The 20,213-nt window shown below is 75.6% G+C and carries 19 protein-coding genes; 5 read left to right on the top strand and 14 right to left on the bottom strand.

Annotated features, from left to right (window positions below; translation table 11 throughout):
• Entirely contained in the window at nt 1-786 is a 786-nt protein-coding gene (locus tag JUB12_RS06615) for an enoyl-CoA hydratase/isomerase family protein (RefSeq protein ID WP_205698833.1), read from the bottom strand.
• Nucleotides 787-839: 53 nt separating this feature from the next.
• Here JUB12_RS06615 and JUB12_RS06620 point away from each other — a divergent pair, with 53 nt between their 5' ends.
• Nucleotides 840-1,715: an SDR family oxidoreductase gene (locus JUB12_RS06620; RefSeq protein ID WP_205698834.1), complete on the top strand. Its 876-nt coding sequence runs from the start codon at nt 840-842 to the stop codon at nt 1,713-1,715.
• Here the strand turns inward: JUB12_RS06620 and JUB12_RS06625 are convergent.
• The gene (locus JUB12_RS06625) at nt 1,712-3,202 is read right to left on the bottom strand and encodes an aldehyde dehydrogenase family protein (RefSeq protein WP_205698835.1); all 1,491 of its coding nucleotides are present in this window, start codon (nt 3,200-3,202) and stop codon (nt 1,712-1,714) included. The genes JUB12_RS06620 and JUB12_RS06625 overlap by 4 nt on opposite strands.
• Nucleotides 3,203-3,270: 68 nt before the next feature.
• Between JUB12_RS06625 and JUB12_RS06630 the strand changes: the two genes are divergently transcribed.
• Entirely contained in the window at nt 3,271-3,906 is a 636-nt protein-coding gene (locus JUB12_RS06630) for a TetR/AcrR family transcriptional regulator (protein WP_205698836.1), read from the top strand.
• On the opposite strand, the gene JUB12_RS06635 is transcribed toward JUB12_RS06630, so the two are convergent.
• From JUB12_RS06635 to JUB12_RS06645, 3 genes are all read right to left on the bottom strand, one after another.
• Nucleotides 3,903-4,901, bottom strand: a complete 999-nt coding sequence (locus JUB12_RS06635) for a nitronate monooxygenase family protein (RefSeq protein ID WP_205698837.1) — start codon at nt 4,899-4,901, stop codon at nt 3,903-3,905. The two genes, JUB12_RS06630 and JUB12_RS06635, sit on opposite strands and share 4 nt — an antisense overlap.
• Nucleotides 4,901-6,196, bottom strand: a complete 1,296-nt coding sequence (locus JUB12_RS06640; RefSeq protein WP_241004445.1) for an NAD(P)/FAD-dependent oxidoreductase — start codon at nt 6,194-6,196, stop codon at nt 4,901-4,903. The genes JUB12_RS06635 and JUB12_RS06640 overlap by 1 nt, the downstream gene beginning before the upstream one ends.
• Nucleotides 6,197-6,295: 99 nt before the next feature.
• Entirely contained in the window at nt 6,296-6,925 is a 630-nt protein-coding gene (locus tag JUB12_RS06645; protein ID WP_205698838.1) for a TetR/AcrR family transcriptional regulator, read from the bottom strand.
• A gap of 89 nt (nt 6,926-7,014) precedes the next feature.
• Between JUB12_RS06645 and JUB12_RS06650 the strand changes: the two genes are divergently transcribed.
• Both JUB12_RS06650 and JUB12_RS06655 read left to right on the top strand, forming a co-directional pair.
• Nucleotides 7,015-8,178 carry an acyl-CoA dehydrogenase family protein gene (locus tag JUB12_RS06650; RefSeq protein ID WP_205698839.1) on the top strand — a complete coding sequence of 388 codons (1,164 nt, stop codon included), beginning with the start codon at nt 7,015-7,017 and terminating at the stop codon, nt 8,176-8,178.
• Nucleotides 8,179-8,272: 94 nt separating this feature from the next.
• A complete protein-coding gene (locus tag JUB12_RS06655; RefSeq protein WP_205698840.1) occupies nt 8,273-9,514 on the top strand; it encodes a cytochrome P450 in 1,242 nt (413 codons plus the stop codon).
• On the opposite strand, the gene JUB12_RS06660 is transcribed toward JUB12_RS06655, so the two are convergent.
• Entirely contained in the window at nt 9,511-9,900 is a 390-nt protein-coding gene (locus JUB12_RS06660) for a nuclear transport factor 2 family protein (protein ID WP_205698841.1), read from the bottom strand. The two genes, JUB12_RS06655 and JUB12_RS06660, sit on opposite strands and share 4 nt — an antisense overlap.
• 65 nt (nt 9,901-9,965) lie before the next feature.
• Here JUB12_RS06660 and JUB12_RS06665 point away from each other — a divergent pair, with 65 nt between their 5' ends.
• Nucleotides 9,966-10,631, top strand: coding sequence for a TetR/AcrR family transcriptional regulator (locus tag JUB12_RS06665; protein ID WP_205698842.1), 666 nt, complete (start codon nt 9,966-9,968; stop codon nt 10,629-10,631).
• Here the strand turns inward: JUB12_RS06665 and JUB12_RS06670 are convergent.
• The 8 genes from JUB12_RS06670 to JUB12_RS06705 are packed head-to-tail and all read right to left on the bottom strand — an operon-like array spanning nt 10,628 to nt 20,130.
• Nucleotides 10,628-11,959 (bottom strand): MlaD family protein, encoded by a 1,332-nt coding sequence (locus tag JUB12_RS06670; RefSeq protein ID WP_205698843.1) that lies wholly within the window; start codon nt 11,957-11,959, stop codon nt 10,628-10,630. The two genes, JUB12_RS06665 and JUB12_RS06670, sit on opposite strands and share 4 nt — an antisense overlap.
• The gene (locus JUB12_RS06675) at nt 11,956-13,215 is read right to left on the bottom strand and encodes an MlaD family protein (protein WP_205698844.1); all 1,260 of its coding nucleotides are present in this window, start codon (nt 13,213-13,215) and stop codon (nt 11,956-11,958) included. The genes JUB12_RS06670 and JUB12_RS06675 overlap by 4 nt, the downstream gene beginning before the upstream one ends.
• Nucleotides 13,212-14,540, bottom strand: a complete 1,329-nt coding sequence (locus JUB12_RS06680) for an MlaD family protein (protein WP_205698845.1) — start codon at nt 14,538-14,540, stop codon at nt 13,212-13,214. The genes JUB12_RS06675 and JUB12_RS06680 overlap by 4 nt, the downstream gene beginning before the upstream one ends.
• Nucleotides 14,537-15,829, bottom strand: a complete 1,293-nt coding sequence (locus JUB12_RS06685; RefSeq protein WP_205698846.1) for an MlaD family protein — start codon at nt 15,827-15,829, stop codon at nt 14,537-14,539. Before JUB12_RS06685 ends, JUB12_RS06680 begins: the two co-directional genes overlap by 4 nt.
• On the bottom strand, nt 15,826-17,202 hold the full coding sequence (locus tag JUB12_RS06690) for an MlaD family protein (protein ID WP_205698847.1): 1,377 nt from the start codon (nt 17,200-17,202) through the stop codon (nt 15,826-15,828). The genes JUB12_RS06685 and JUB12_RS06690 overlap by 4 nt, the downstream gene beginning before the upstream one ends.
• The gene (locus JUB12_RS06695) at nt 17,199-18,500 is read right to left on the bottom strand and encodes an MlaD family protein (protein WP_205698848.1); all 1,302 of its coding nucleotides are present in this window, start codon (nt 18,498-18,500) and stop codon (nt 17,199-17,201) included. Before JUB12_RS06695 ends, JUB12_RS06690 begins: the two co-directional genes overlap by 4 nt.
• The gene (locus JUB12_RS06700) at nt 18,497-19,279 is read right to left on the bottom strand and encodes an ABC transporter permease (protein ID WP_205698849.1); all 783 of its coding nucleotides are present in this window, start codon (nt 19,277-19,279) and stop codon (nt 18,497-18,499) included. Before JUB12_RS06700 ends, JUB12_RS06695 begins: the two co-directional genes overlap by 4 nt.
• Nucleotides 19,279-20,130, bottom strand: coding sequence for an ABC transporter permease (locus JUB12_RS06705; RefSeq protein WP_205698850.1), 852 nt, complete (start codon nt 20,128-20,130; stop codon nt 19,279-19,281). The genes JUB12_RS06700 and JUB12_RS06705 overlap by 1 nt, the downstream gene beginning before the upstream one ends.
• Between the last annotated feature and the right edge of the window lie 83 nt (nt 20,131-20,213).

The raw sequence follows: 20,213 nt of genomic DNA on the forward strand, positions 1-20,213 counted from the left end.
TCAGCGCCCCCGGAACTGGGGCCGGCGCCGCTGCGCGAAGCTCGTGACGCCTTCGCGGGCGTCCGCCGTCGCACCGGTGCGCAGCATCGTCCGGTGCTCGTCGGCCAGCTGCTCGGCCCAGGTGGCCTGTGCCCGCAGCAGCCGGCGCATCTCCCCGTAGGCCGCGGTCGGGCCTGCGGCGTAGTGCTCGGCCCGCGCGCGGGCCCGCTCGGCGAGGTCGTCCGCCGGGACGACGGCCGTGGCCAGGCCCCAGTCCACCGCCTCCTGCGCGCTGAGCACCCGCCCGCCCATGACGAGCTCCTGCGCACGGCGCAGGCCGACGAGGCGTGGCAGCGCCCACGACGAACCGCCGTCCCCGCTCAGCCCCAGCAGCGAGAAGCCGCAGGCGAGCTTCGCGTCGGGCGCCAGCAGGACCTCGTCGGCGCACCAGAGCAGCCCGAGGCCGCCGCCGGCGACCGGTCCCTGGGCAGCGCAGACCACCGGCAGCGCCAGCGCGCCGAGCCGCGCCAGCGCCTGGTGGAACGGGCCGACCATCGCGTCGAGCTCCTCGGCCAGGCGCTCGGTCTGGCGCGCGAAGTGCGCGAGGTCGCCACCCACGGTGAAGCGCGGGCCCTCGGCGCTGATGAGGACCGCCCGAGCCTCGCCGGGCTGCTCGAGCCGCGCCACGGCGTCGACGAACTGCGCCACCCAGGCCGGGTCGATCGCGTTGCCCGTCGCCGGCGCGCAGAGCCGCAGCTCGGCCACCGCCCCTCCGAGGTCGAGCGCCACGCGGGCGACGTCCGCCACTGCTCCCACATCACGTCCGGACACAGCGTCCAGACTATGGCATCATCGCCGCCATGGCAGCCCACTCGCTCCACGGACGCGTCGCCGTCGTCACGGGCGCCGCGCGCGGCATCGGCCACGCCACCGCGCGCGCGCTGCGCAGCGCCGGCGCACGCGTCGCGATCGGCGACCTCGACGAGGAGGCGGTCTCGAGCGCCGCTGCCGCGCTGGGCGACGACGTCCTCGGCGCCGCGCTGGACGTCACGAGCCCGGAGTCGTTCACCCGCTTCCTGGACCTGGTGGAGCGGGAGCTCGGCCCGGTCGACGTCCTGGTCAACAACGCCGGGATCATGCCGTTGGGCCCGTTCGTCGACGAGACCGACGCGGCGGCCCGCAAGGTCATGGAGGTCAACGTCCTCGGCACCATGACCGGCATGCGCCTGGCGCTGCGCTCGATGGTCCCGCGCGGGCGCGGCCACGTCGTCAACGTCGCCTCCGCGGCCGGCCGCGCCCCGGCGCCGGGCGCCGTCTCCTACTGCGCCTCGAAGGCCGCCGTGGTCATGGCGACCGAGACCGCCCGCGTCGAGCTGCGCGGCAGCGGCGTGCACTTCACCTGCGTCATGCCGTCGTTCACCCAGACCGAGCTCATCTCGGGCACCCAGGGCACGCGCTTCATCAAGACCGTCCAGCCCGAGGACGTCGCCGCCGCCATCGTCGAGGCCGTCGTCGAGCGCCGTCAGGACGTCTTCGTCCCCAAGGCCGTCGGCAGCGCGGTGCGCGCCAACACCCTGCTGGGGCGGCGCTTCCGCGACGGCGTGGCCCGCGCGCTGGGCGCCGACCGCACCTTCCTGGAGATCGACCACGGCCAGCGCGCCGGCTACGACCAGCGCATCGGCGCCGCGCCGTCCGCGCCCGAGCTGCCGGCGCCCGAGCCCGCCGCGCAGGACTAGCGGCCGTAGATCCGGCGCACGACCGCGGCCATGAGCCGCGAGCGGCGCGCCGAGAACGGGAAGTGGTGCAGCTCGCGGCTGGGTGCCCGGCCCGTGAGCGTGATCGTCTGGGTCTTGCAGTACTTGCGGATCCCGGCGGCGCCGTGGCGGGTGCCGATGCCCGAGGACTTCCAGCCGCCCATGGGCACGTCGAAGACCGTGTAGTTGACCTGGGCGTCGTTCACGCAGACCGCGCCGCACTCCAGCCGCCGGGCGATCGCCTCGCCCTTCGCGAGGTCCCGGGTGAAGACGCTGGCCTGCAGGCCGTAGGCCGAGTCGTTGGCGAGGCGGACCGCCTCGTCGACGTCCTCGACGCGCATGACCGGCAGCGTCGGGCCGAAGGTCTCCTCGCGCATGCAGCGCATCGTGTGGTCCACGCCGGTGAGGACGGTGGGCTCGAAGAAGCGGCCGGGACGGTCGGCCTGCCGGCCGCCGACCTCGACGGTGGCGCCCTTGTCGCGCGCGTCCTGCACGTGCTCGGCGATGAGCTCGACCTGCGGCGGGTGCGTGACGGCGCCGACCTCGACCTCCCCCGCCCCGGCGGGCGGCCCCTGGCGCAGGCCGCGCACGACGTCGGTGACCTTGGCGACGAACTCGTCGTACACCGGGGCCTCGACGTAGACGCGCTCGATGGAGATGCAGACCTGCCCGCCGTTGTTCATGCCCGCGAACGCGGCGGTGTTCGCGGCGCGGTCCACGTCGGCGTCGGCGCACACGATCATCGGGTCCTTGCCGCCGAGCTCGAGCGAGACGGGGGTCATCGTGTCGGCCGCGCGGCGCATCACCGCCTGGCCCGTGCGCGTCGAGCCGGTGAACATGACGTAGTCGACCTCGTCGACCACCGCCTCGCCGGTCTCCCGCGCGCCGGTCGCCACGGCGAAGACGTCCCGGGGCATCCCGCAGTCCTCGAGCATCTCGGCGACGAGCAGCGCGGTCAGCGGCGTCACCTCCGAGGGCTTGAGCAGGACCGCGTTGCCGGCCATGAGCGCCGGGACGCAGTCGCCGAACGCGTTGACCAGGGGGTAGTTCCACGGCCCGATGACGCCGACGACCCCCACCGGGGCGTGGCGGACGACGACCTGGCGCCCGAACACCAGCGGCGCGGTGCTGCGCACGCGCTCGTCGGCGAGGTAGCCCTCGGCCCGCTTGGCCCAGAAGGCGAAGCTCTGGGCCTGGACGACGAGCTCGAGCTGCGCGTCGTCGAAGGTCTTGCCGGTCTCGGCGCTGATCGTCTCGCGCACCCGGTCGGCGTGGTCGAACAGCCAGCGCTGGGCGCGCTTGAAGACGGCCCCGCGGGCCGCGAACCCCATGGCGGCCCAGCCCGGCTGGGCCACGCGGGCCCGGGCGGCGAGGCGGGCGACCGCATCGGCGTCCAGGACGGGGACCTCCCGCAGGACGCGGCCGGTGGCCGGCTCCTCGACGGGCAGCGTGGCGGCAGCGTCCAGCATGGGCCGACCATAGCGTATGGACACGATGTCCGACGACGGCTCCGGACGCTGGCGTAGGATGTCCGGACATGCCGTCCGTGACTCGCAGCAGCTCCAAGAGCGTCCGCGCCCGGCGCCGGGACGAGGCCCGCCAGCGCCTGCTCGAGGTCGTCGAGCGGCTGCTCGACGAGGGCGAGACCTTCACCGAGATCAGCGTGGAGCGGCTCGTGTCCGAGGCCGGCATGTCGCGCTCGACGTTCTACGTCTACTTCGAGGACAAGGGCGACCTGCTGCGTGCGTGGTTCGCCGACATCGTCGCGGAGCTCAGCGAGGTCGCCGGCGCCTGGTGGAAGCTCGGGCCGGACGCCACGCGCGACGACGTCCGCGAGGTGCTCGCCGCGATCGTGCGCACCTACCGCCCCCACGTGACGCTCATGGCGGCCACGTACGACACGGCGGCCTACGACGTGGGCACCCGCGAGCTGACCGACAGCATGATGGGCGTCAACGTCGCGGGCCTGCGCAAGCACATCCGCGCCGGCCAGAAGGCCGGGTTCATCGACGCGTCGCTGCCGGCCGCCCAGACCGCGGCGTGGCTGACCTGGATGGCCGAGCGCGGCCTGCACCAGCTCGTGCGCGGGGCCAGCGACAACGAGCTCGAGCAGCTCATCGAGGCCTACACCGGGATCGTCTGGAACACGCTGTACGCGCCGACGCGGCGCTAGGCCGCCGCGCCGACGTCGCCGACCATCCGGGCCAGGCGCCCGCGCACCAGCTCCTGGGCCTCGCCGACGATCCGGTCGACCAGCTCCGCGCAGGTCGGCACGTCGTGGATGAGGCCCTGGGCCTGCCCGGCCCACCACACGCCCGCCTCGGGGTCGCCGGTCTCGTAGACCGTCACCCCGCGCTTGCCGTTGACGAGCTCGCGGACGTCCTCGAAGGCCCCGCCCTCGTCGAGGATGCGCCGCGCCTCGTCGCTGACGCTGTTCTTCGCCACCCGCGCGGTGTTGCGCAGCGTCTTGAAGAGGACCTGGGTCGAGCGCTCGTCGTTGGCGACGACCTGCTCCTTGATGCGCTGGTGGATCGGCGACTCGGCCGTCGTCATCCACCGCGTGCCCATGTTCACGCCGTCGGCCCCGAGCGCGAGCGCCGCCACCAGCCCGCGGGCGTCGGCGATGCCGCCCGAGGCGATCATCGGGATCGACAGCCGGTCGGCCGCCGCCGGGATGAGCACGAGCCCGGGGACGTCGTCCTCGCCGGGGTGCCCGGCGCACTCGAAGCCGTCGATCGAGACCGCGTCGACGCCGAGCTGCTCGGCCTTGAGCGCGTGGCGCACCGACGTGGCCTTGTGGATGACCGTGATGCCCGCCGGCTTGAAGTCGGCCAGGTGCTCGGCGGGATTGGAGCCCGCGGTCTCGACGACCGTCACCCCGGACTCGACGATCGCCTGCCGGTACTCCGCGTAGGGCGGCGGCGTGACGGTCGGCAGGATCGTGAGGTTCACGCCGAACGGCCGGTCGGTGAGCTCGCGACAGCGCGCGATCTCGCGGACGAGGTCCTCGGGCGTGGGCTGCGTGAGCGCCGTGATGCAGCCCAGCGCCCCCGCGTTGGCCACGGCCGCCACCAGCTCGGCGCGCCCGACCCACTGCATCCCGCCCTGCATGAGCGGGTGCTCCACCCCGACGAGGTCGGTGAAGCGCGTGCGCAGCGGGCCGGCCATCAGGCGGCCACCTCCGCGCCCAGCAGCTCCTCGACGACGTCCTTGGCGGTCTCGGCGCAGGACTGCGTCCCGCCGCTGCCGTAGTCGCGCACGCCGTCGCCGACGTTCCACAGGCCGTCCAGCGGCGTGTCGCGCGGCAGCTCGAAGCCCGAGGCGGCACGCTGGGCCGGCCAGTCGCCGCGCATCACGCGCACGTCGAGGACCTCGGCGCCGGCCATGCCCGGCAGCTCCTCGCGCAGCTCCTGGAGGGCCAGCTCGACCTCGCGCGCCTCGTCGAAGTCCCCGATCGCCGGGCGCGGCACGGCGTAGACGACGGTGAGGTGCTTGCCCTCCGGCGCGAGCTCCGGGCACAGCGCGGTCATGTTGCCGGCGTTGCAGACGCGCTCGGTGCCGGAGAAGAGGATCAGGCCCGGCGTGTCGAGCAGCGGCTCGTCGCTGGCCACGTGGATGATGATGTTGGCGGTCGGGCGGGCGGTCTCGCGGATGCTGCGCACGTACGCGTCGTCCAGCGCGTCCTCGCCGACGAGGTCGATGGTGGCCACCGGGCCGACGTTCGAGACGACCGCCTCGCAGCGGACCTCGACCTGCTCCTCCCCGCGGCGGACCGTCGCGCCCGTGACGCGGCCGTCGGCGCTGTGGATCCGCAGGACCTCGGCCTCGCGCCAGACCTGGCCGCCCTCGCGCTCGACGACGCCGGCCAGCGCCCGGCAGACGCCGACCGTGCCCTCCGGGTGGAAGCCGAAGCGCCGGAAGGCGCCCTTCTGGGTGAAGTACGTCAGGAACGCCCGGGCCGGGATCTCGTCGGCGTTGACGGCGAAGATCGCCGCCGCGAGGTTGCGGAACAGCCGGTGGACGGTCTCGTTGGAGGTGGCGCCCGCGATCCACTGCTCGAGGGTCACCTGGTCCTCGGGCAGCTCGCCCTTGCGGGCGCTGCCCAGCTGGGTGAGCACCTTGGCCCCGCGCTTGGTGATCTTGTCGAGCAGGAAGGCCCAGCCGCCCTTGGCGGGGTTGACCGTCTTGCCCTTGACGCGGAAGACGTTGGCCGGCTCGGGACAGCGCAGCTCCAGCGGCACGCCGACGTACTCGAAGGTCTCCTCCATCACGCCGCCGAACTCGATGGCCACGGCGCCGGTGTTGATGACGTAGCCGTCCTTGTGGAAGCTCGAGGCGCGGCCGCCGACCTCCGGGCCGCGCTCGACCAGCAGCGGCCGCTGCCCGGCCACGGCCAGCCGCGCCGCGGCGCACACGCCGCCCATGCCGGCGCCGACGACGAGGACGTTGGTCTGGTGCTCCACGGGTCTCCTCTCGGTGGCGGATGCGGACGCGTCGTTCGGACACGCCGTCCGAGGGAGACCGTAGCACGGCGCCGGAGACCTCGTACGCCGTGTCCGAGGTCAGCCGCCGTGCGCCACGAGCAGCGTCGCGCAGACCACCACGGCCAGCGCGTCGGCCGTCGCGGTGATCCGCCGGCGCGACGCGCCGGGCGCGAGCTGGCTGACCGTCCGCTCCGTCATCCACGCCAGCGCCGCGGCGGTCTCGGCCGGCGGCACGTCGCGCACCCAGCCCTCCTTCTGGCCCTTGCGGATCACCCGCTCCATGGCACGCGCGTAGTCCTCGACCCCGCCGGCGTAGGCGGCGCGCAGCGCCGCGTCCGAGGCCGACGCCTCGGCCACCGCGCGCAGGACCACCTCCTCCTCGCCGAAGACCTCGAGCAGGGCGCGCATCCCGTCGCGGACGTCCTGGACGGTGACGTCGCGGCCCTTGGCGATCCACGAGCGCTGGGCCCGGTAGAGCCGGTGCAGGGCCGCCGCGCTGAGCGCCTCGAGCATCGCCCGCTTGTCCTCGAAGTGCAGGTAGAAGGTCGAACGCGCCATGCCCGCGCGGCGCACCAGGCGCTCGACGCTGACGTCGCGGAAGGGCGTGCCGTCGGCCATGAGCTCGGCGAGCGCATCACGCAGGAGCTGCTCGATCTCCTCGCGGCGGTAGGCACGGCCCTGGCGCGAGGGCGGGACGGTGGCGGGCACGCCTCGATCCTAGGCGACCGCGCGGCCGGCAGACCCGCGCCTCGGACATGCCGTCCGAGCAACCTCGGACACGGTGTACGATCTGCGGCATGGCCGCGACCGAGACCCCCGCCCCCCACACGATCTTCACGGAGGACCACGACGCGCTGCGCGAGTCGATCCGCGCCTTCGTCGAGCGCGAGGTGGCCCCGCACGTCGAGGCGTGGGAGGAGCAGACCTTCCCCGACAGCATCGTGCGGCGGATGGGCGAGCTCGGGCTGCTCGGGCTCGCCATGCCCGAGGAGCTCGGCGGCCAGGGCGGCGACTACTTCACGAACATCGTGCTCGCCGAGGAGATCGCCCGCTCGGGCAGCGGCGGCTTCCTCATGGGCCTGTCGGTCCACACCGACATGGTCATGCCGACGGTGCACAAGTTCGGCACGCCCGAGCAGCACCGCCGCTGGCTGGTCCCCGGCATCGCCGGCGAGGCGATCTACGCCCTGGGCATCACCGAGCCCGACGCGGGCTCCGACGTCGCGGCGATCGGGACCCGCGCGGTGCGCGACGGCGACGAGTGGGTCATCAACGGCTCGAAGACCTACATCACCAACGGCCACCGGGCGCAGATGATCGTGCTCGTCGCCAAGACCGACCCCGACGCGGGCTACGACGGCTTCACGCTGTTCATGGTCCCGATGGACGCTCCCGGCGTGGTGCGCGAGCAGAAGCTCGAGAAGATGGGCATGCACGCCTCGGACACCGCGCTGCTGGCCTTCCAGGACGTGCGCGTGGGCGACGACGCCGTGCTCGGCCAGGTCGGCGGCGGCTTCCGGCACATCATGTGGGAGCTGCAGGCCGAGCGCGCGATCGCCGCGGCGGGCTGCCTGGCCTACGCCCAGCTGGCGTTCGACACGACGCTGGCCTACGCGCTGGAGCGCAGGACCTTCGGGCGCCCGCTGGGCAGCCACCAGGCCATCCGCCACAAGTTCGCCCAGATGGCCACGGAGCTCGAGGCCTCGCGCCAGCTCATCTACGCGACGGCCCGCGACTACGCGGCCGGGGCCTACAACGTCCGCGAGATCTCGATGGCCAAGCTCAAGGCCACCCAGGTCGCGTGGGACGTCGCCGACCAGTGCGTGCAGATCCACGGCGGCGCCGGCTACATGCGCGAGTACCCCGTCGAGCGGATCATGCGCGACCTGCGCCTGTACCGGATCGGCGCGGGCGCCGACGAGATCATGCTCGACGTCATCGGCAAGAGCCTCGGCCTGTAGCCACGCGTTCGTACCCGAGATCTGGACGTTGTGTCCAGACGCTCGTTCGCCTATCGTCGTGGGTGCTTCCCCCGTCCCAGCAGGAGTGCCGCGCATGACCTCGATCGAAGCCCCCGAGCAGCTCGACCTGGAGCAGGTCGACCTCATGGACCCCAAGTGGTTCGAGGACGGGCCGCCGCACGACCTCTTCCGCCGCATGCGCGCGGAGGCGCCCGTGCGGTGGAACCCGCTGCCCGACGGGACGGGCTTCTGGTCGCTCACCCGCCACGCCGAGATCTCGCAGGTCAGCCGCGACACCGCGACGTTCTCGTCCTGGAAGGCGGGCGTCTTCCTCAACCCCGACCAGGTCGTCCCGCTCGACCTGACGCGCAACCTCCTGCTCTACAAGGACCCGCCGGAGCACACGAAGTACCGGCTGATCCTCCAGAAGGCGTTCACGCCGCACACGGTCGCCAAGCTCGAGGACGCCGTGCGCGCCCGCGTCACGAAGATCCTCGACGCCGTGGTGGAGGAGGGCGCCTGCGACTTCGCGCGCGACGTCGCCGTGCCGGTCCCGCTCGGCGTGCTCGCCGAGCTCATGGGCCTGCCCGACGAGGACATCCCGCGCCTCTACGACTGGACGGAGCGCATCGAGGAGGCCCAGCGCTCGCCGGAGCCCAACGCGGCCGCCCCCGCCTTCGTCGAGATGGCCGGCTACCTGCACGAGCAGATCCAGCGCCAGGCCCAGGAGGGCAACGAGGACACGCTGGTCATGCGCCTGCGCCGCGCCGAGGTCGACGGCGAGCAGCTCGACGACTCGGAGATCCTCGTCTTCTTCGGCCTCCTGGTCTTCGCGGGCAACGACACGACGCGCAACACGCTGGCCCACGGCATGCAGACGCTCCTCGAGCACCCCGACCAGCTCGAGCTCCTGCGCGAGGATCCCTCGCGGATCCCGGAGGCCATCGAGGAGGTGCTGCGCTTCAGCTCGGTCGTGCAGTGGTTCGCCCGCACCGCGACCACCGACACCGAGCTCGGCGGGCAGCGCATCGCCGAGGGCGACAAGGTCGTCATGTGGTACCCGTCGGCCTCGCGCGACGAGGCGGTCTACGACGACCCCGACCGCTTCGACATCGCCCGCGACAAGCAGGACCACAAGGCCTTCGGCGGCGGCGGACGCCACTTCTGCCTCGGCGCGGGCCTGGCCCGCCTCGAGCTGCGCGTCGTCCTCGAGGAGGTCCTGCGCCGGATGCCGGACCTCGAGCTCGCCGGCCAGCCCGGCCGGCTGCCGTCCAACTGGGCCAACATGGTCAACGCCCTGCCCGTGCGCTTCGCGCCGGGCACGCGCGAGGGCTAGCCCCAGCGCGCGGTGTCGGTCAGCTGCTCGAGCGCGAGCAGCCGGCCGTCGCGGTCCAGCGTCCACAGGTGGAAGAACGCGGCGTCGACGGTCCGGCCGTCGGCGCGCGCCGTGCCGCGGTAGCGCCCGCGGACGAGCAGCCGCTCGCCGGCGCAGGCGATCGCCTCCTCGGGGTGGGCCGCGACGGCGAAGGCCCGGCCGATCGCCCACCAGTGCTCGAGCGCCGCCTCGGGGCCGTCCGCGGGGCCGGCGCCGGCGGGCATCCCGTCGGCGAAGCGCGCGGAGAACGTGGGCGCCAGGGCGGCCAGCACCGTGTCGCGGTCGCCGGCGGCGAGCGCGGCGTAGAGGCCGTGGACGAGCGCGGCCGGGTCGGTGGTCGGCGGCATGGCCGCACCCTATCCGACGGTCTGTCCGGACACCACGACCGTACGGCGCCGGATACGGTGGCCCGATGGCGCGCGAGGCGGACCGCTACGAGGAGGCGCTGGAGCGCGCCCGCAGCGAGCGGCGGGCGCGCCACAGCCGCGACACCGAGGCCGAGACGGCGATCCTCGACGCGGCCGAGGCCCTGCTGGAGCAGGTGGCGCTCCACGAGCTGAAGGTCGCCGAGATCATCGAGCGCGCGGGCATCTCGCGGGCGACGTTCTACTTCTACTTCACGAGCAAGTTCGCGGTGATCGCGGCGGTGCTCAGCCGCTCGATCGACGAGATCTTCGAGGCCGTCCAGCCCTGGGTGGCCGGCGACGAGGACCCGCCCGCCGACCGGCTGCTGCGCTCCATCGAGGCCGCGGGCCGGATCTGGGGCGAGCACCGCGGCGTGCTGACGAGCATCTCGGAGAGCTGGCCCGCCGACGAGGAGCTGCGCGCGCTGTGGCTGGCGGTGACCGAGCGCTTCATCGACGCGTTCACCGCGGCCGTCGAGGGCGACGTCGCCCGCGGCGAGGCGACGGTGCCCGGCGACGTGCGCCGCTTCGTCACCGGCCTGTTCTGGGGCACCGAGCGCGTCTTCTACATCGCCGCCCGGGGCGTGGAGCCCTCGCTGCCCGACGTCGACGCGGCCGTCGAGGTCATGCAGCGCACCTGGCTGCACGCGATCTACGGCACACCGCCGGCCTAGCGGGCCGGGTCGGGGCGCAGCCGCGGGTACTCGCCCGTGAACGGCTGGGGCGTGGCGAGCGTGCCGGGCTCGGGCAGGGCGTTCCAGCCCCGGACGTCGACGAGCTTGGCCAGGCGGGCGCCCAGCACGGCGTCGATGGCCTGGCGCTGGGCCTCGCCCAGCAGCGGCAGCGCCGCGGCGCTGAGCACGGGCTGCAGGCGGGCGACGTGGCCGGTGGCGTCGCGCGCGCTGACCGACTGGCCCAGGCCGGCGAAGAACCCGCCCGCGTCGCGCGCGTAGGGCGCCAGGAAGTCGACCGTCGGGCGCAGCTCGCGCAGGGCGCCGTCGAGCGGGTCCATCAGCGCCGCCCCGGGGTCGCCGAGCTCGCGCAGTGCGCGCAGCAGCCGGTCGGCCGTCGGGCTGGCGGCCTGCAGGCGCCGCAGGGCGCCGAGCGTGGACGTCGCCGCGGTCGGCAGCTCGCGGGTGACCGGGGTGAGGCGGCGCAGCGAGGCCGTCAGGTCGTCGAGGACCGGCGTGGCCCGTTCGCCGACGCCGGCCAGGCGCGCCGTCGTCGCGCGGGCCTGCTCGAGCGCCGGCGGCAGCTCGCGCAGCCCGGCGCGCAGGGCGGCGTCCTCGGCGCCGACGTCGCGTGCGGTGTCCGTCGCCGAGCGCACCAGCCGCCCCAGGAGCTCGCGGCGCTCCCCCACCGCCCGCAGCACGACGCCCATGTCGGCCACGAGGCCGCGCAGCGCCTCGCGCTGGGCGGCGAGCGGCTCGACGAGCCGCTTGCCCGAGACGAGCAGCTCGGAGAGACCGCCGACCGTGTGGCCGACGTCCTCGCTGTCGCCCAGCCCGGTCCCGGCACCACGCAGCAGGCGCCCGAGCCGGCGCTGGCGCGCCTCGCTCATCGTGTTGAGGACGTCGTCGAGCTGCGTGGTGGGCCGGGCACGGGCCAGCGGCAGCTCGCCGCCGTCGGGCAGCTCCGGGCTCCCCGTGCTGCCGGGATGCAGGTCGACGTAGTTCTCCCCCACCAGCGTCTTGGCCCGCACCTGCACGCGGGCGTCGCGGTGCACGGGGCCGCGGTCCGGGTCCAGCGCGAGTGCCAGGACCGCGGTCGCGCCGCGGTTGGAGACCTGCTCGACCTTGCCGACGCGCACGCCGGCCGACAGGACGTCGGCGTTCTCGGAGAGCTGGAGGGCCGTCGGGACGACCGCCGTGATCCGGTGGCGCTTGCCGACGTCCACCCCGCCGGCGATGTCGAGCAGCACGACGAAGACAGCGGCCGCGGCCACCACGAAGGCGCTGAGCGCGAGCGCCCGCAGCGGCAGGCCGGTGCGCTCGCCGATCACGGCGTCGGGCTCCCGTCCGCGCAGCTGCGGGCCGGCCGCATCGTCGGCCCGTTGCCGTTGGTGAAGTCCTCCGGGCTGAAGACCAGCGCGCCACGCGGCGAGGTGCCGCCGGTGCTGCGTGTCCCGAACTTGAAGACCGACATCGACCAGGCGAAGAAGGCCTGGACCTCGCGCTCGCAGCGCGAGAGCTGCTGGGTGAGGCGGTCGACGCGCGGCAGCTGGGGCTCGAGGCGCGAGAACGCGGTGCGCAGCGACGAGGACGTCGGCGCGAGGTCGCGGGCCAGCGGCCGCAGCGCCGGGACGGCGGGGCCCAGCGCGCGCAGGGCCGGGTCCAGGTCGCCGGCCAGGCCCTGCAGGGCGCCGAGGCCCGACGGCAGCGCGGCCGCGACCGGCCGCAGCGCGGTGAGCGCGGGGCGCACGTCGCCGAGCGTGCCGTCGAGCCGCGCGAAGGAGGAGCGGACCTGGTCCAGCGTCTCCGGGAGGGTGCCGAGGGTCCGGTCGAGGTCGGCGCGCCGGTCGCCCAGGGTGCGGAAGGTCGAGCCCGCGTCGCGCACGAGGCGCGTCACGGCGCCGTCGCGGCGGGCGAGCTCGTCGGTGATCGCGCGCACGCGCGTGACGAGGCGACGGGTCGCGGCGTCGCGGCGGGCGATCGCGGTGCTGACCCGGTCGGCCGCCCGCACGAACGGGACGAGCTCGGCGAAGGCCGAGCGCAGCTGCGCCCCGCCGTCGGGCAGGCCGACGGCCAGCTCGTCGAGGGCCCGCTCGAGGCGGTCGCGCACGTCGGTCGAGAAGACGTTGAGGACCTCGGCGACGTCGACCGGCGTCTGCGTGCGTCCCGCGTCGAGCACCTGCCCGTCCTCGAGCCGGCCGGCCGCCGGCGTGCCGCGGCGCACGACGTCGAGGACCATGTCGTTGAGCGCGGTCTGCGGGCGCAGGCGCAGCTGCGCGTCGCGGAACAGCGGCGGGGCCTTGCCGGTCTCGACCTCGGCGGTGAGCACCGCGCGCTCGCCCTCGAGGTCGGCCGCGGTGATGCGCCCGACGACGACGCCCACCCACCGGACCTCGTTCTTGCCGGGCGCGACGCTCTTGGCGTCGTCGACGGCGACCCTGATCGTGGTGCGGCCCGTGAGCGGCGAGCCGCCGCTCAGCGACCCGAGCAGGACCGCGGCGCTCACCACGGCCACGGCGATGCCCAGGGCGAGGACGACGACCGAGCGGCGCGAGCGCTGGAGCTGGAGCAGGAGCCGTCCCCTCACGGCCGCGACCTCCTGGCCGGCAGGCCGAGCAGTGCCTCGAGGCCCTCGCCGAGCCGGTCGCAGCGCAGCTTCTGCGCCGCCGTCGGGTCGGTGAGGAAGGTGGAGCACGGCAGCAGGCCCAGGGCGTTCTCGCCGGGCTGGACCGGGAAGTTCACGATGTGGCCCTGGTCGTGGAAGAGGCTGCCGGCGGCGCCGAGCGACGAGACCGTCGGCCCGATGAGCTGGAAGACGGGGAGCCCGATGTCGGGGTCGCGGCGCTCGAGGAACGGCACGAGGTCGTCGTCCAGCCGCGTGACGGTGGGGCTCAGCGCCGCGAGCAGCCGGCGGCCGGTCGTCGCGGCGCCGGCCAGCTCGCTGACCGCCGGGCGCAGCGCCCGCACGACGGGGCGCGCGTCGCGCAGGACCCGCGAGAGGCGCTGGACCGTCGGCCGGGTCGCCGCCAGCGCCGGTGCCAGGCGCCGGGCGCCCGGGCGCAGGGCCTGGGCCACCGCGTCGAGCTCGGGCAGCGTGCGGTCGATGATGCCCGCGGTGCGGACCGTCTGGGCCAGCGCGCCGGGGGCGCGGGCGAAGGTCGCGCGCAGGTCCGCCTCGCGGGCCGCGGTCGTGCGCAGGGTCGCGTCGGCGCCCCCGACGAAGGCGCCCAGCGCGCCGCGGGCGCGGTCGGCGGCGCGCAGCGTGCGCGCGCTGGACCGCACGAGGCCCGCGAGGTCGCCGTCGCGCGCACCGCGCAGCGCGCGCATGGCCGGCGCGAGCGGGCGGACGGCCGGCAGGGCGTCGATCGCCGCGCCCGCGGCGCCGCCGCGCAGCGCCTGGGGCAGCTCCTGCAGCAGCGCGCGGGTGCCCTGGGTCCCGCGGCCGTCTAGGACGCCGGTGACGTCCTCGAACTCGGTCTGCACGCGGGTGCGCGCGAGGGGGATGCGGTCGCCCTCCATGGCCGGCGCCGAGGGCGAGCCGGGGTCCAGCGCGAGCTCCATCCGTCCGCCGAGCACGGTCCGCCAGCGCAGGGCCGCGCGCGCGTCGCGGTGCAGGCGGACCCCGTCGTCGTCGAGGCGCAGCTCGACCTCGGTCAGGCGGCGACCGGCGTCGTAGCGGACCTCGCGCACCTCGCCGACGCCGATGCCGCGCACCCGCACGGGGGTCTTGTCGTTGACCTGGCGCGCGCCCGGGAACTCGGCCGTGAGGGTCCGGCCGTCGTCCCCCACGAACGGCAGCTGGTGGGTGAGGCTCAGCACGAACGCGACGGCGAGCAGGCCGAGCGCGGCCAGGCCGACGCCGAGCGGGTCGCGCGGCGCGCGGCGCCGGTGGTGGACGAGGCGCGGCGTCACGGGCGGCGGCGCTCCTCGCAGGGCTCGATCGTCCCGTCGACGCCGTTGCCGACGCCGGGCGTGAGGGCGGGCGCGCCCGGGATCCCGGCGCCCGCGGTGAGCGACGCGCGCAGGACGGTGAGCGGGCCGAGCGGTCCCTCCTGGCCGGCGGGGGCGAAGCCGAGCATCGACCGCCACGTGCGCCCGAAGAGCTGGACGTCGCAGCCGAACTCGCCGAGCGTGCGCACGGGCGCGCGCGAGGTCTCCAGGACGGTGTCGAGGCGGGGCAGCACGGGGCCCAGGGCGCCCGTGAGCCGCAGCGCCGGCGGGATCGCGGCGTCGGCAGTCCGCAGGACGCGCCGGGCCGCCCCGAGCGGCGCGCGGCCGTCGCGCAGCAGCGTCGTGGCCGAGCGCAGCGCGCGCGGCGCGTCCCGGGTGAACGCCGTCGCGGCCCGCGCGAAGCGCTCGGCGCGCGCGAGCACGGGATCGGTGCGCCCGAGGTCCGCGCGCACGCCCTCCAGCGCGCCCGGGGCGGTGCGCAGCAGGCGCGCGACGCTCGGGCGCTCCTGCGCGAAGGGGCGCACCGCGCGCTCGATCGCGGCGGGGCTGCGTCCGAGCTCCTCGCGGACCGGGTCCAGCGCGCCGGCGAAGCCCTCGGCGTCGCGCACGAGCGCCGGCAGCGAGCGGTCGTGCAGCACGGGCCGCAGGGCCAGCGAGAAGCGCTCGAAGCCGGTGGCCAGGTCGTCGAGGCCCTCGTTGAGGCGCGCTCCGCGGCCCGCCAGCCCGCCGCCGAGGCCCCGGAGCATCTGCGAGAGCGCGGCGCGGCTCGGCGCGTCGAAGGCCTGGAGCGCCTCCGAGAGCGTCACCGAGACCGACGAGCCGTCGGGGGCGAGCACGCCGCCGCTGTCGACCGTCGCCCGGTCGCTGCCCGGCACGACGTCGACGTACTTCGCGCCGAGCAGACCCTGGGCGCGGACGTGGACGCGGCTGTCGACCGGCAGCGGCCCGGCGTCCTGGTCGAGCTGGAGCTCGATCGTGGCGACCCCGCGCTCGAGCCGCGCCTGCTGCGTGCGGCCGACGCGCTTGCCGGCGATGCGCACGTCGGACCCGCGCGGCGGCAGCACCGGCGTGCCGGGCCGCTGGGCGACCTGCGCGCGGACCTCGTAGTGGCCCTGGCCGGGCAGCCCCGACGACGAGCGCATGGCGACGACGAGCACGGCGAGCGCCACGAGGACCGTGAGGGCGCCCGTGGCCAGCACGCGGGGGCTGCGCGCGGGGTCGACGGTGTGGCGGACGCGGCGGACGCTCACGGCCCCAGCAGGAGGTCGAGGAGCGGCTTGACGGTCTCGACGACCGGCTCGAGCGGCTTGCGCACGTCCTCGAGCACTCGGTCGACGGGGCGCTTGACGCCGTCGGCCACGCGCTGCACCGGCTCGCGCACCGCGTCCGGCAGCCGCGGGGCCGCAGGCCGCGGACCCGGGCGCGTCGCCGCCGCCGGACGGCGGTCGCCGGCGCGGCGCTTCGTCGGCTGGGCGAGGTACGCCTGCACGTCGCGCAGGAGGTCCGGCGTGAGCATGAGCGCGACCCGGAAGACGTGGCCGACGCCGTCGCGCGTCTGGATGGCCAGCGCCCAGTTCTGCATCGTGCTGAGCAGGTCCCGGCCGCCGCCCTCGTCCAGCGCGCGGGTGAGCGGCTCGGCGTCGGCGGCGAGGCCGCTCAGCGACGCGGCGCTGTCCCGCAGGCGCCGGACGACCGGCGCGGCCTTGGTCCCCAACCGGGTCAGCGAGGGCGCGACCTCGCGGGTCGTGGCCAGGGCCGGCCGGGCGGCCGTCGCGAAGCCGGGCAGGGCCCGGAGGGTCGAGACGAGCGCCGGCGCGGTCGTGCGCAGGCCGCGGGCGGCGGGGCGCAGCGGCGTGCCCGTGCGGTCCAGGCGGCGCAGCGTCGTGCGCAGCTGGGCCAGCGCGCCAGGCGCCCGGCGCAGCGACGCGTCGAGCCCGGCGCGCCCGGCCGCGGGCGCGGCCAGCGCGTCGGCGCCCGTGCGCACGAGGCGGCCGAGGTCGTCGCGCTGGCGGGCCACCTCGCCGCTGACGCGGTCGGCCTCGACCAGCAGCCGCTCGAGCACGCCGGTGTCCTGGCCGAGCTGGCGCAGGAGCTCGTGGGCGTCGCCGAGCGTCGGTGGCAGGCGCCGCAGGATCGCCTCGAGGTCGGCGCCACGACGGCCGAGGGCGACGCCGGTCTCCCCGAGCAGCAGCCCGAGCCGGTCGCGCGTCGCCGGGTCGAGCACGTCGAGGACGTCGTCGAGCTCGACGGGCGTGGAGGTGCTGCGCAGGGGGATGCGCTCGCCGGGCAGCGGCCGCGCCCGGTCGCCCACCTGGAGGTCGACGAACTTCTCACCGAGGAGGTTGAATGCGCGGACCGCCGCCCGCGCCCCGGCCCCCGGCACCGCGTCGCGCTCGACCTCGAGCGTCACCTCCGCGGTGTCGCGCGGGGTGATCCGCAGGTCGGTGACGGCACCGACCTTGGCGCCGCTGACCCGGACGAGCGAGCCCTCGCGCAGGCCGGCGGCGTCGCGCAGCTCGGCCTTGACCGCCACGTGCTCCTCCCCCTCGCCGCGTGCGAGGAGCACGACCGCCGCGAGCACCGCCACGAGCGCGAAGCCGGTGAGCATCCGCACGCGCCTCATCCGCGCGACTCCGGGTCGTTGGCCGGGTCCTGCAGCGCGTCGGTCGCCCCGCACGAGGGCAGCGGCTGAGGCTGCAGGACGCTCAGGCCGGGCGGGCGCACGAGGCTGTAGCGCAGCTGCGGGAACAGGCCGGCCACCGCGCGGCTGGGCAGCGGGGTGGCGTTCGGGAACGGCAGGACCTGGCCGTTGAGCCAGGCGTAGCGGCCGGCCTTGTCGTAGCCGGTGTTGAAGGCCGCCCAGGACGACAGCAGGCCGGCGGTCTCGGGCGCGTAGGCCCGCACGCAGGCCAGCATCGGCTGCAGGCGGTCGAGCACCGGGCGCAGGCGCCGGACCTGCGGCACCGCGTCGGCGAGGAAGCCGGCGACGTCGCCGCCGCGGCGCTGCACCGTCGCGAGCGTCGCCTCGAGGTCCGGCGCGACCTGGCGCAGGGTGCCGACCGCCTCGTCGAGCGGGGCCGCGGTGCGGCGCAGCTCGCGCGCCCCCGGGGCGACGTCGCGCACGAGGGCGTCCACCCGGCCCAGCGAGCCGTCCACGCGGCCGAGCGTCGCGCGCGCGGTGCGCAGGGCGCCGGGCAGGCGGGCCAGCGTCGCGCGCAGCTCCGGCCCGCTGCGGGCCGTGGCGCTCAGGGTCCGCGCGGCGCCGTCGACCAGGCCGCGCAGCTCGCCGTCGCGGCGGGCCAGCTCGCCCGCCACCCCGGCGCCCGAGCGCAGGAGCGCCTCGAGCGCGTAGGGGTCCTTGGAGAGGCCGTCGAACGTCGCGGCGGCCTCGACGAGCGCGTCGCCCGCCGTCGCCATCCCCTCGGCCAGGCGCGCGCCGCGGGGGCCGAAGGTCGCGGCGCCCTCGTCGATGAGCCCGCCCAGGCCCGCCCGCGTGCGCGGGTCGAAGGTGTCGAAGACCTGGTCGAACTCGATCGGCGCGGTCGTGTCGCGCACCGGCAGGCGGTCGCCGTCCTCGAGCGGTGCGCCGGCGGCCGGGCCGGGGACGAGCTCGACGTAGCGGTTGGCGTAGGAGACCGTCCCGCCCAGGCGCAGCGCGGCCTGGGTGCCCCGGCGCAGCGGCCACAGGGCGTCGTCGTCGATGCGCAGCGCCACGTCGGCGTGGCCGTCGCGCAGCTCGACGTCGCCGACCGTCCCGACCTTGACGCCGCCCGCGCGGACCTCCGCCCCCTCCACGAGGTTCACCGCGCTGGAGAACGCCGCGCGCAGCTCCCGTCCGTCGCCGCCCGCGCGCAGGAGCAGCGCGAGCGCGGCGGCGCCGGCGACGAGCAGGACGGTCGTGGCGAGGCGCCCGCGGGTCATCCGCCGATCGGGAGGCGGGCGTCGGCGCCCCAGAAGAGGATGGTCAGGGTGCCGCCGATGACGTGGATCAGCACGAGGTTCACGACCATCGACCGCGCCGTCGCCTCCCCCACCTCCACCGGCCCGCCGCGCGCGGTGTAGCCGTAGAACAGGCCGGTCAGGACGACGCTGATGCCGACCGCCATCCCCTTGACGAGCGACAGGACGTCGTCGAGGACGTCGTGGGCCGGGCCGAAGTGGCCGCCGAGCCAGGCGCCCTTGGAGACCTCGCCGACCTGGAGCACGACCACCAGCCCCGAGCCCAGCGTGCCGGCGAGCATCGCGATGACGTAGATCACCGGCAGCGCGACGAGCGCCGCCAACAGGCGCGTCGCGACGACGAAGCGCATGCTGTCGGTGCCCATGACCTCCATCGCGTCGATCTCCTCGGCGATGCGCATGGAGCCGATCTCGGCCACCAGGCCGCAGGCGACCTTCGCGGCGAGGATGTAGCCGAACATCAGGGGGAACGCCTCGCGGACGTCGCACAGGACGGTGAAGATCCCGACCGCGCCGGTGGCCCCGAAGGCCTTGGTGAAGTAGCTCGTGAACAGCCCGCACTCGGCGCCGATGACGAACGTCATGCCGACGACGACCACCGCGGAGCCGGCGATGAGGATCGCCGCCTGGCGCAGCGCCTCGCCGAGGTAGAGCCACACGCCGCGCAGCGACAGCACGGCCCGCGCCGCGAAGCGGGTCAGCTCGCCGAGCTCCCGGACGCCGGCGACGATCGCGCCCATCAGCGCAGACCCGCCAGCTCGGGGAACAGCGCCAGCGTGAGGGAGGTCACGACGTAGTTGACGACCCACAGCGCGACGAACGACAGGACGACGGCCTGGTTGACCGCGCGCCCGACGCCCTCGGGCCCGCCCTTGGCGTTGAGGCCCTTGTAGCAGCAGACCGTCGCGATGATCGCTCCGAACAGCGCGGTCTTGACCATGGCCGCGAAGAGCTCGGGCGGCGCGAAGTTGGCCTTGAACGTCGCGACGAAGCCGCCGACCGTCGTGTCGTAGAGCAGGAAGACCGCCGCGACGCCCGACAGGACGCACGCGGCGATCGCCACGAGCAGGAGCAGCGGCGTGACGACGGTCAGGGCGATCGCCCAGGGGACGATGAGGCGCGTCGGCCGCACGCCGAGCACGAGCAGGGCGTCGAGCTCCTCGCGGATCCGGCGCGCGCCGAGGTCGGCGCACACCGCCGTCCCCGCCACGCCGGCGACCACCATCGCCGTCACCCACGTCGCGATCTCCCGCACGGCGGCCGTGACGTAGACCCCACCGGTGCGGTCGGGCGAGCCGACGGCGTCGAGCACGACCCCGGCCTCGACGCCCAGCGCGCCGAAGCCCAGCACGAAGACCGACAGGGCCAGGGGGATGGCGCAGCGCCGGGCGACGATCCACGAGGCCGAGACCGTGTCGGCGGCGTAGGTGAGCGGGGAGCGCAGGAAGTCGCGCAGCGCGAGGAGCGCCAGCGAGACCATCCCGGCGACCTCGGCCAGCGTGTCGCGCAGGCGCAGCGGCACGACGAGCTCGAGGGCCCGCGGCGGCTCGGCCACCTTGGCGACCTGGGTGGGTGTCTCTCCGACGGCCATCGACCCTGATGCGCGCAGACCCGGGTGGCCCCGATCGGGCCCACACCACCTCCGCACAGGCTGACCGTACTCAGTGTCCAGAT

The sequence above is a fragment of the Conexibacter sp. SYSU D00693 genome (genome assembly GCF_017084525.1).
In the GTDB taxonomy this organism is placed as follows: domain Bacteria; phylum Actinomycetota; class Thermoleophilia; order Solirubrobacterales; family Solirubrobacteraceae; genus Baekduia.

Bases quoted from the DNA above. Each gene is read 5' to 3' on its own strand.
- JUB12_RS06620 (WP_205698834.1), top strand. From the start codon at position 840: ATGGCAGCCCACTCGCTCCACGGACGCGTCGCCGTCGTCACGGGCGCC.
- JUB12_RS06630 (WP_205698836.1), top strand. From the start codon at position 3,271: ATGCCGTCCGTGACTCGCAGCAGCTCCAAGAGCGTCCGCGCCCGGCGC.
- JUB12_RS06665 (WP_205698842.1), top strand. From the start codon at position 9,966: ATGGCGCGCGAGGCGGACCGCTACGAGGAGGCGCTGGAGCGCGCCCGC.
- JUB12_RS06650 (WP_205698839.1), top strand. From the start codon at position 7,015: ATGGCCGCGACCGAGACCCCCGCCCCCCACACGATCTTCACGGAGGAC.
- JUB12_RS06700 (WP_205698849.1), bottom strand. From the start codon at position 19,279: ATGGGCGCGATCGTCGCCGGCGTCCGGGAGCTCGGCGAGCTGACCCGC.
- JUB12_RS06660 (WP_205698841.1), bottom strand. From the start codon at position 9,900: ATGCCGCCGACCACCGACCCGGCCGCGCTCGTCCACGGCCTCTACGCC.
- JUB12_RS06655 (WP_205698840.1), top strand. From the start codon at position 8,273: ATGACCTCGATCGAAGCCCCCGAGCAGCTCGACCTGGAGCAGGTCGAC.
- JUB12_RS06690 (WP_205698847.1), bottom strand. From the start codon at position 17,202: ATGAGGCGCGTGCGGATGCTCACCGGCTTCGCGCTCGTGGCGGTGCTC.
- JUB12_RS06705 (WP_205698850.1), bottom strand. From the start codon at position 20,130: ATGGCCGTCGGAGAGACACCCACCCAGGTCGCCAAGGTGGCCGAGCCG.
- JUB12_RS06625 (WP_205698835.1), bottom strand. From the start codon at position 3,202: ATGCTGGACGCTGCCGCCACGCTGCCCGTCGAGGAGCCGGCCACCGGC.
- JUB12_RS06695 (WP_205698848.1), bottom strand. From the start codon at position 18,500: ATGACCCGCGGGCGCCTCGCCACGACCGTCCTGCTCGTCGCCGGCGCC.
- JUB12_RS06635 (WP_205698837.1), bottom strand. From the start codon at position 4,901: ATGGCCGGCCCGCTGCGCACGCGCTTCACCGACCTCGTCGGGGTGGAG.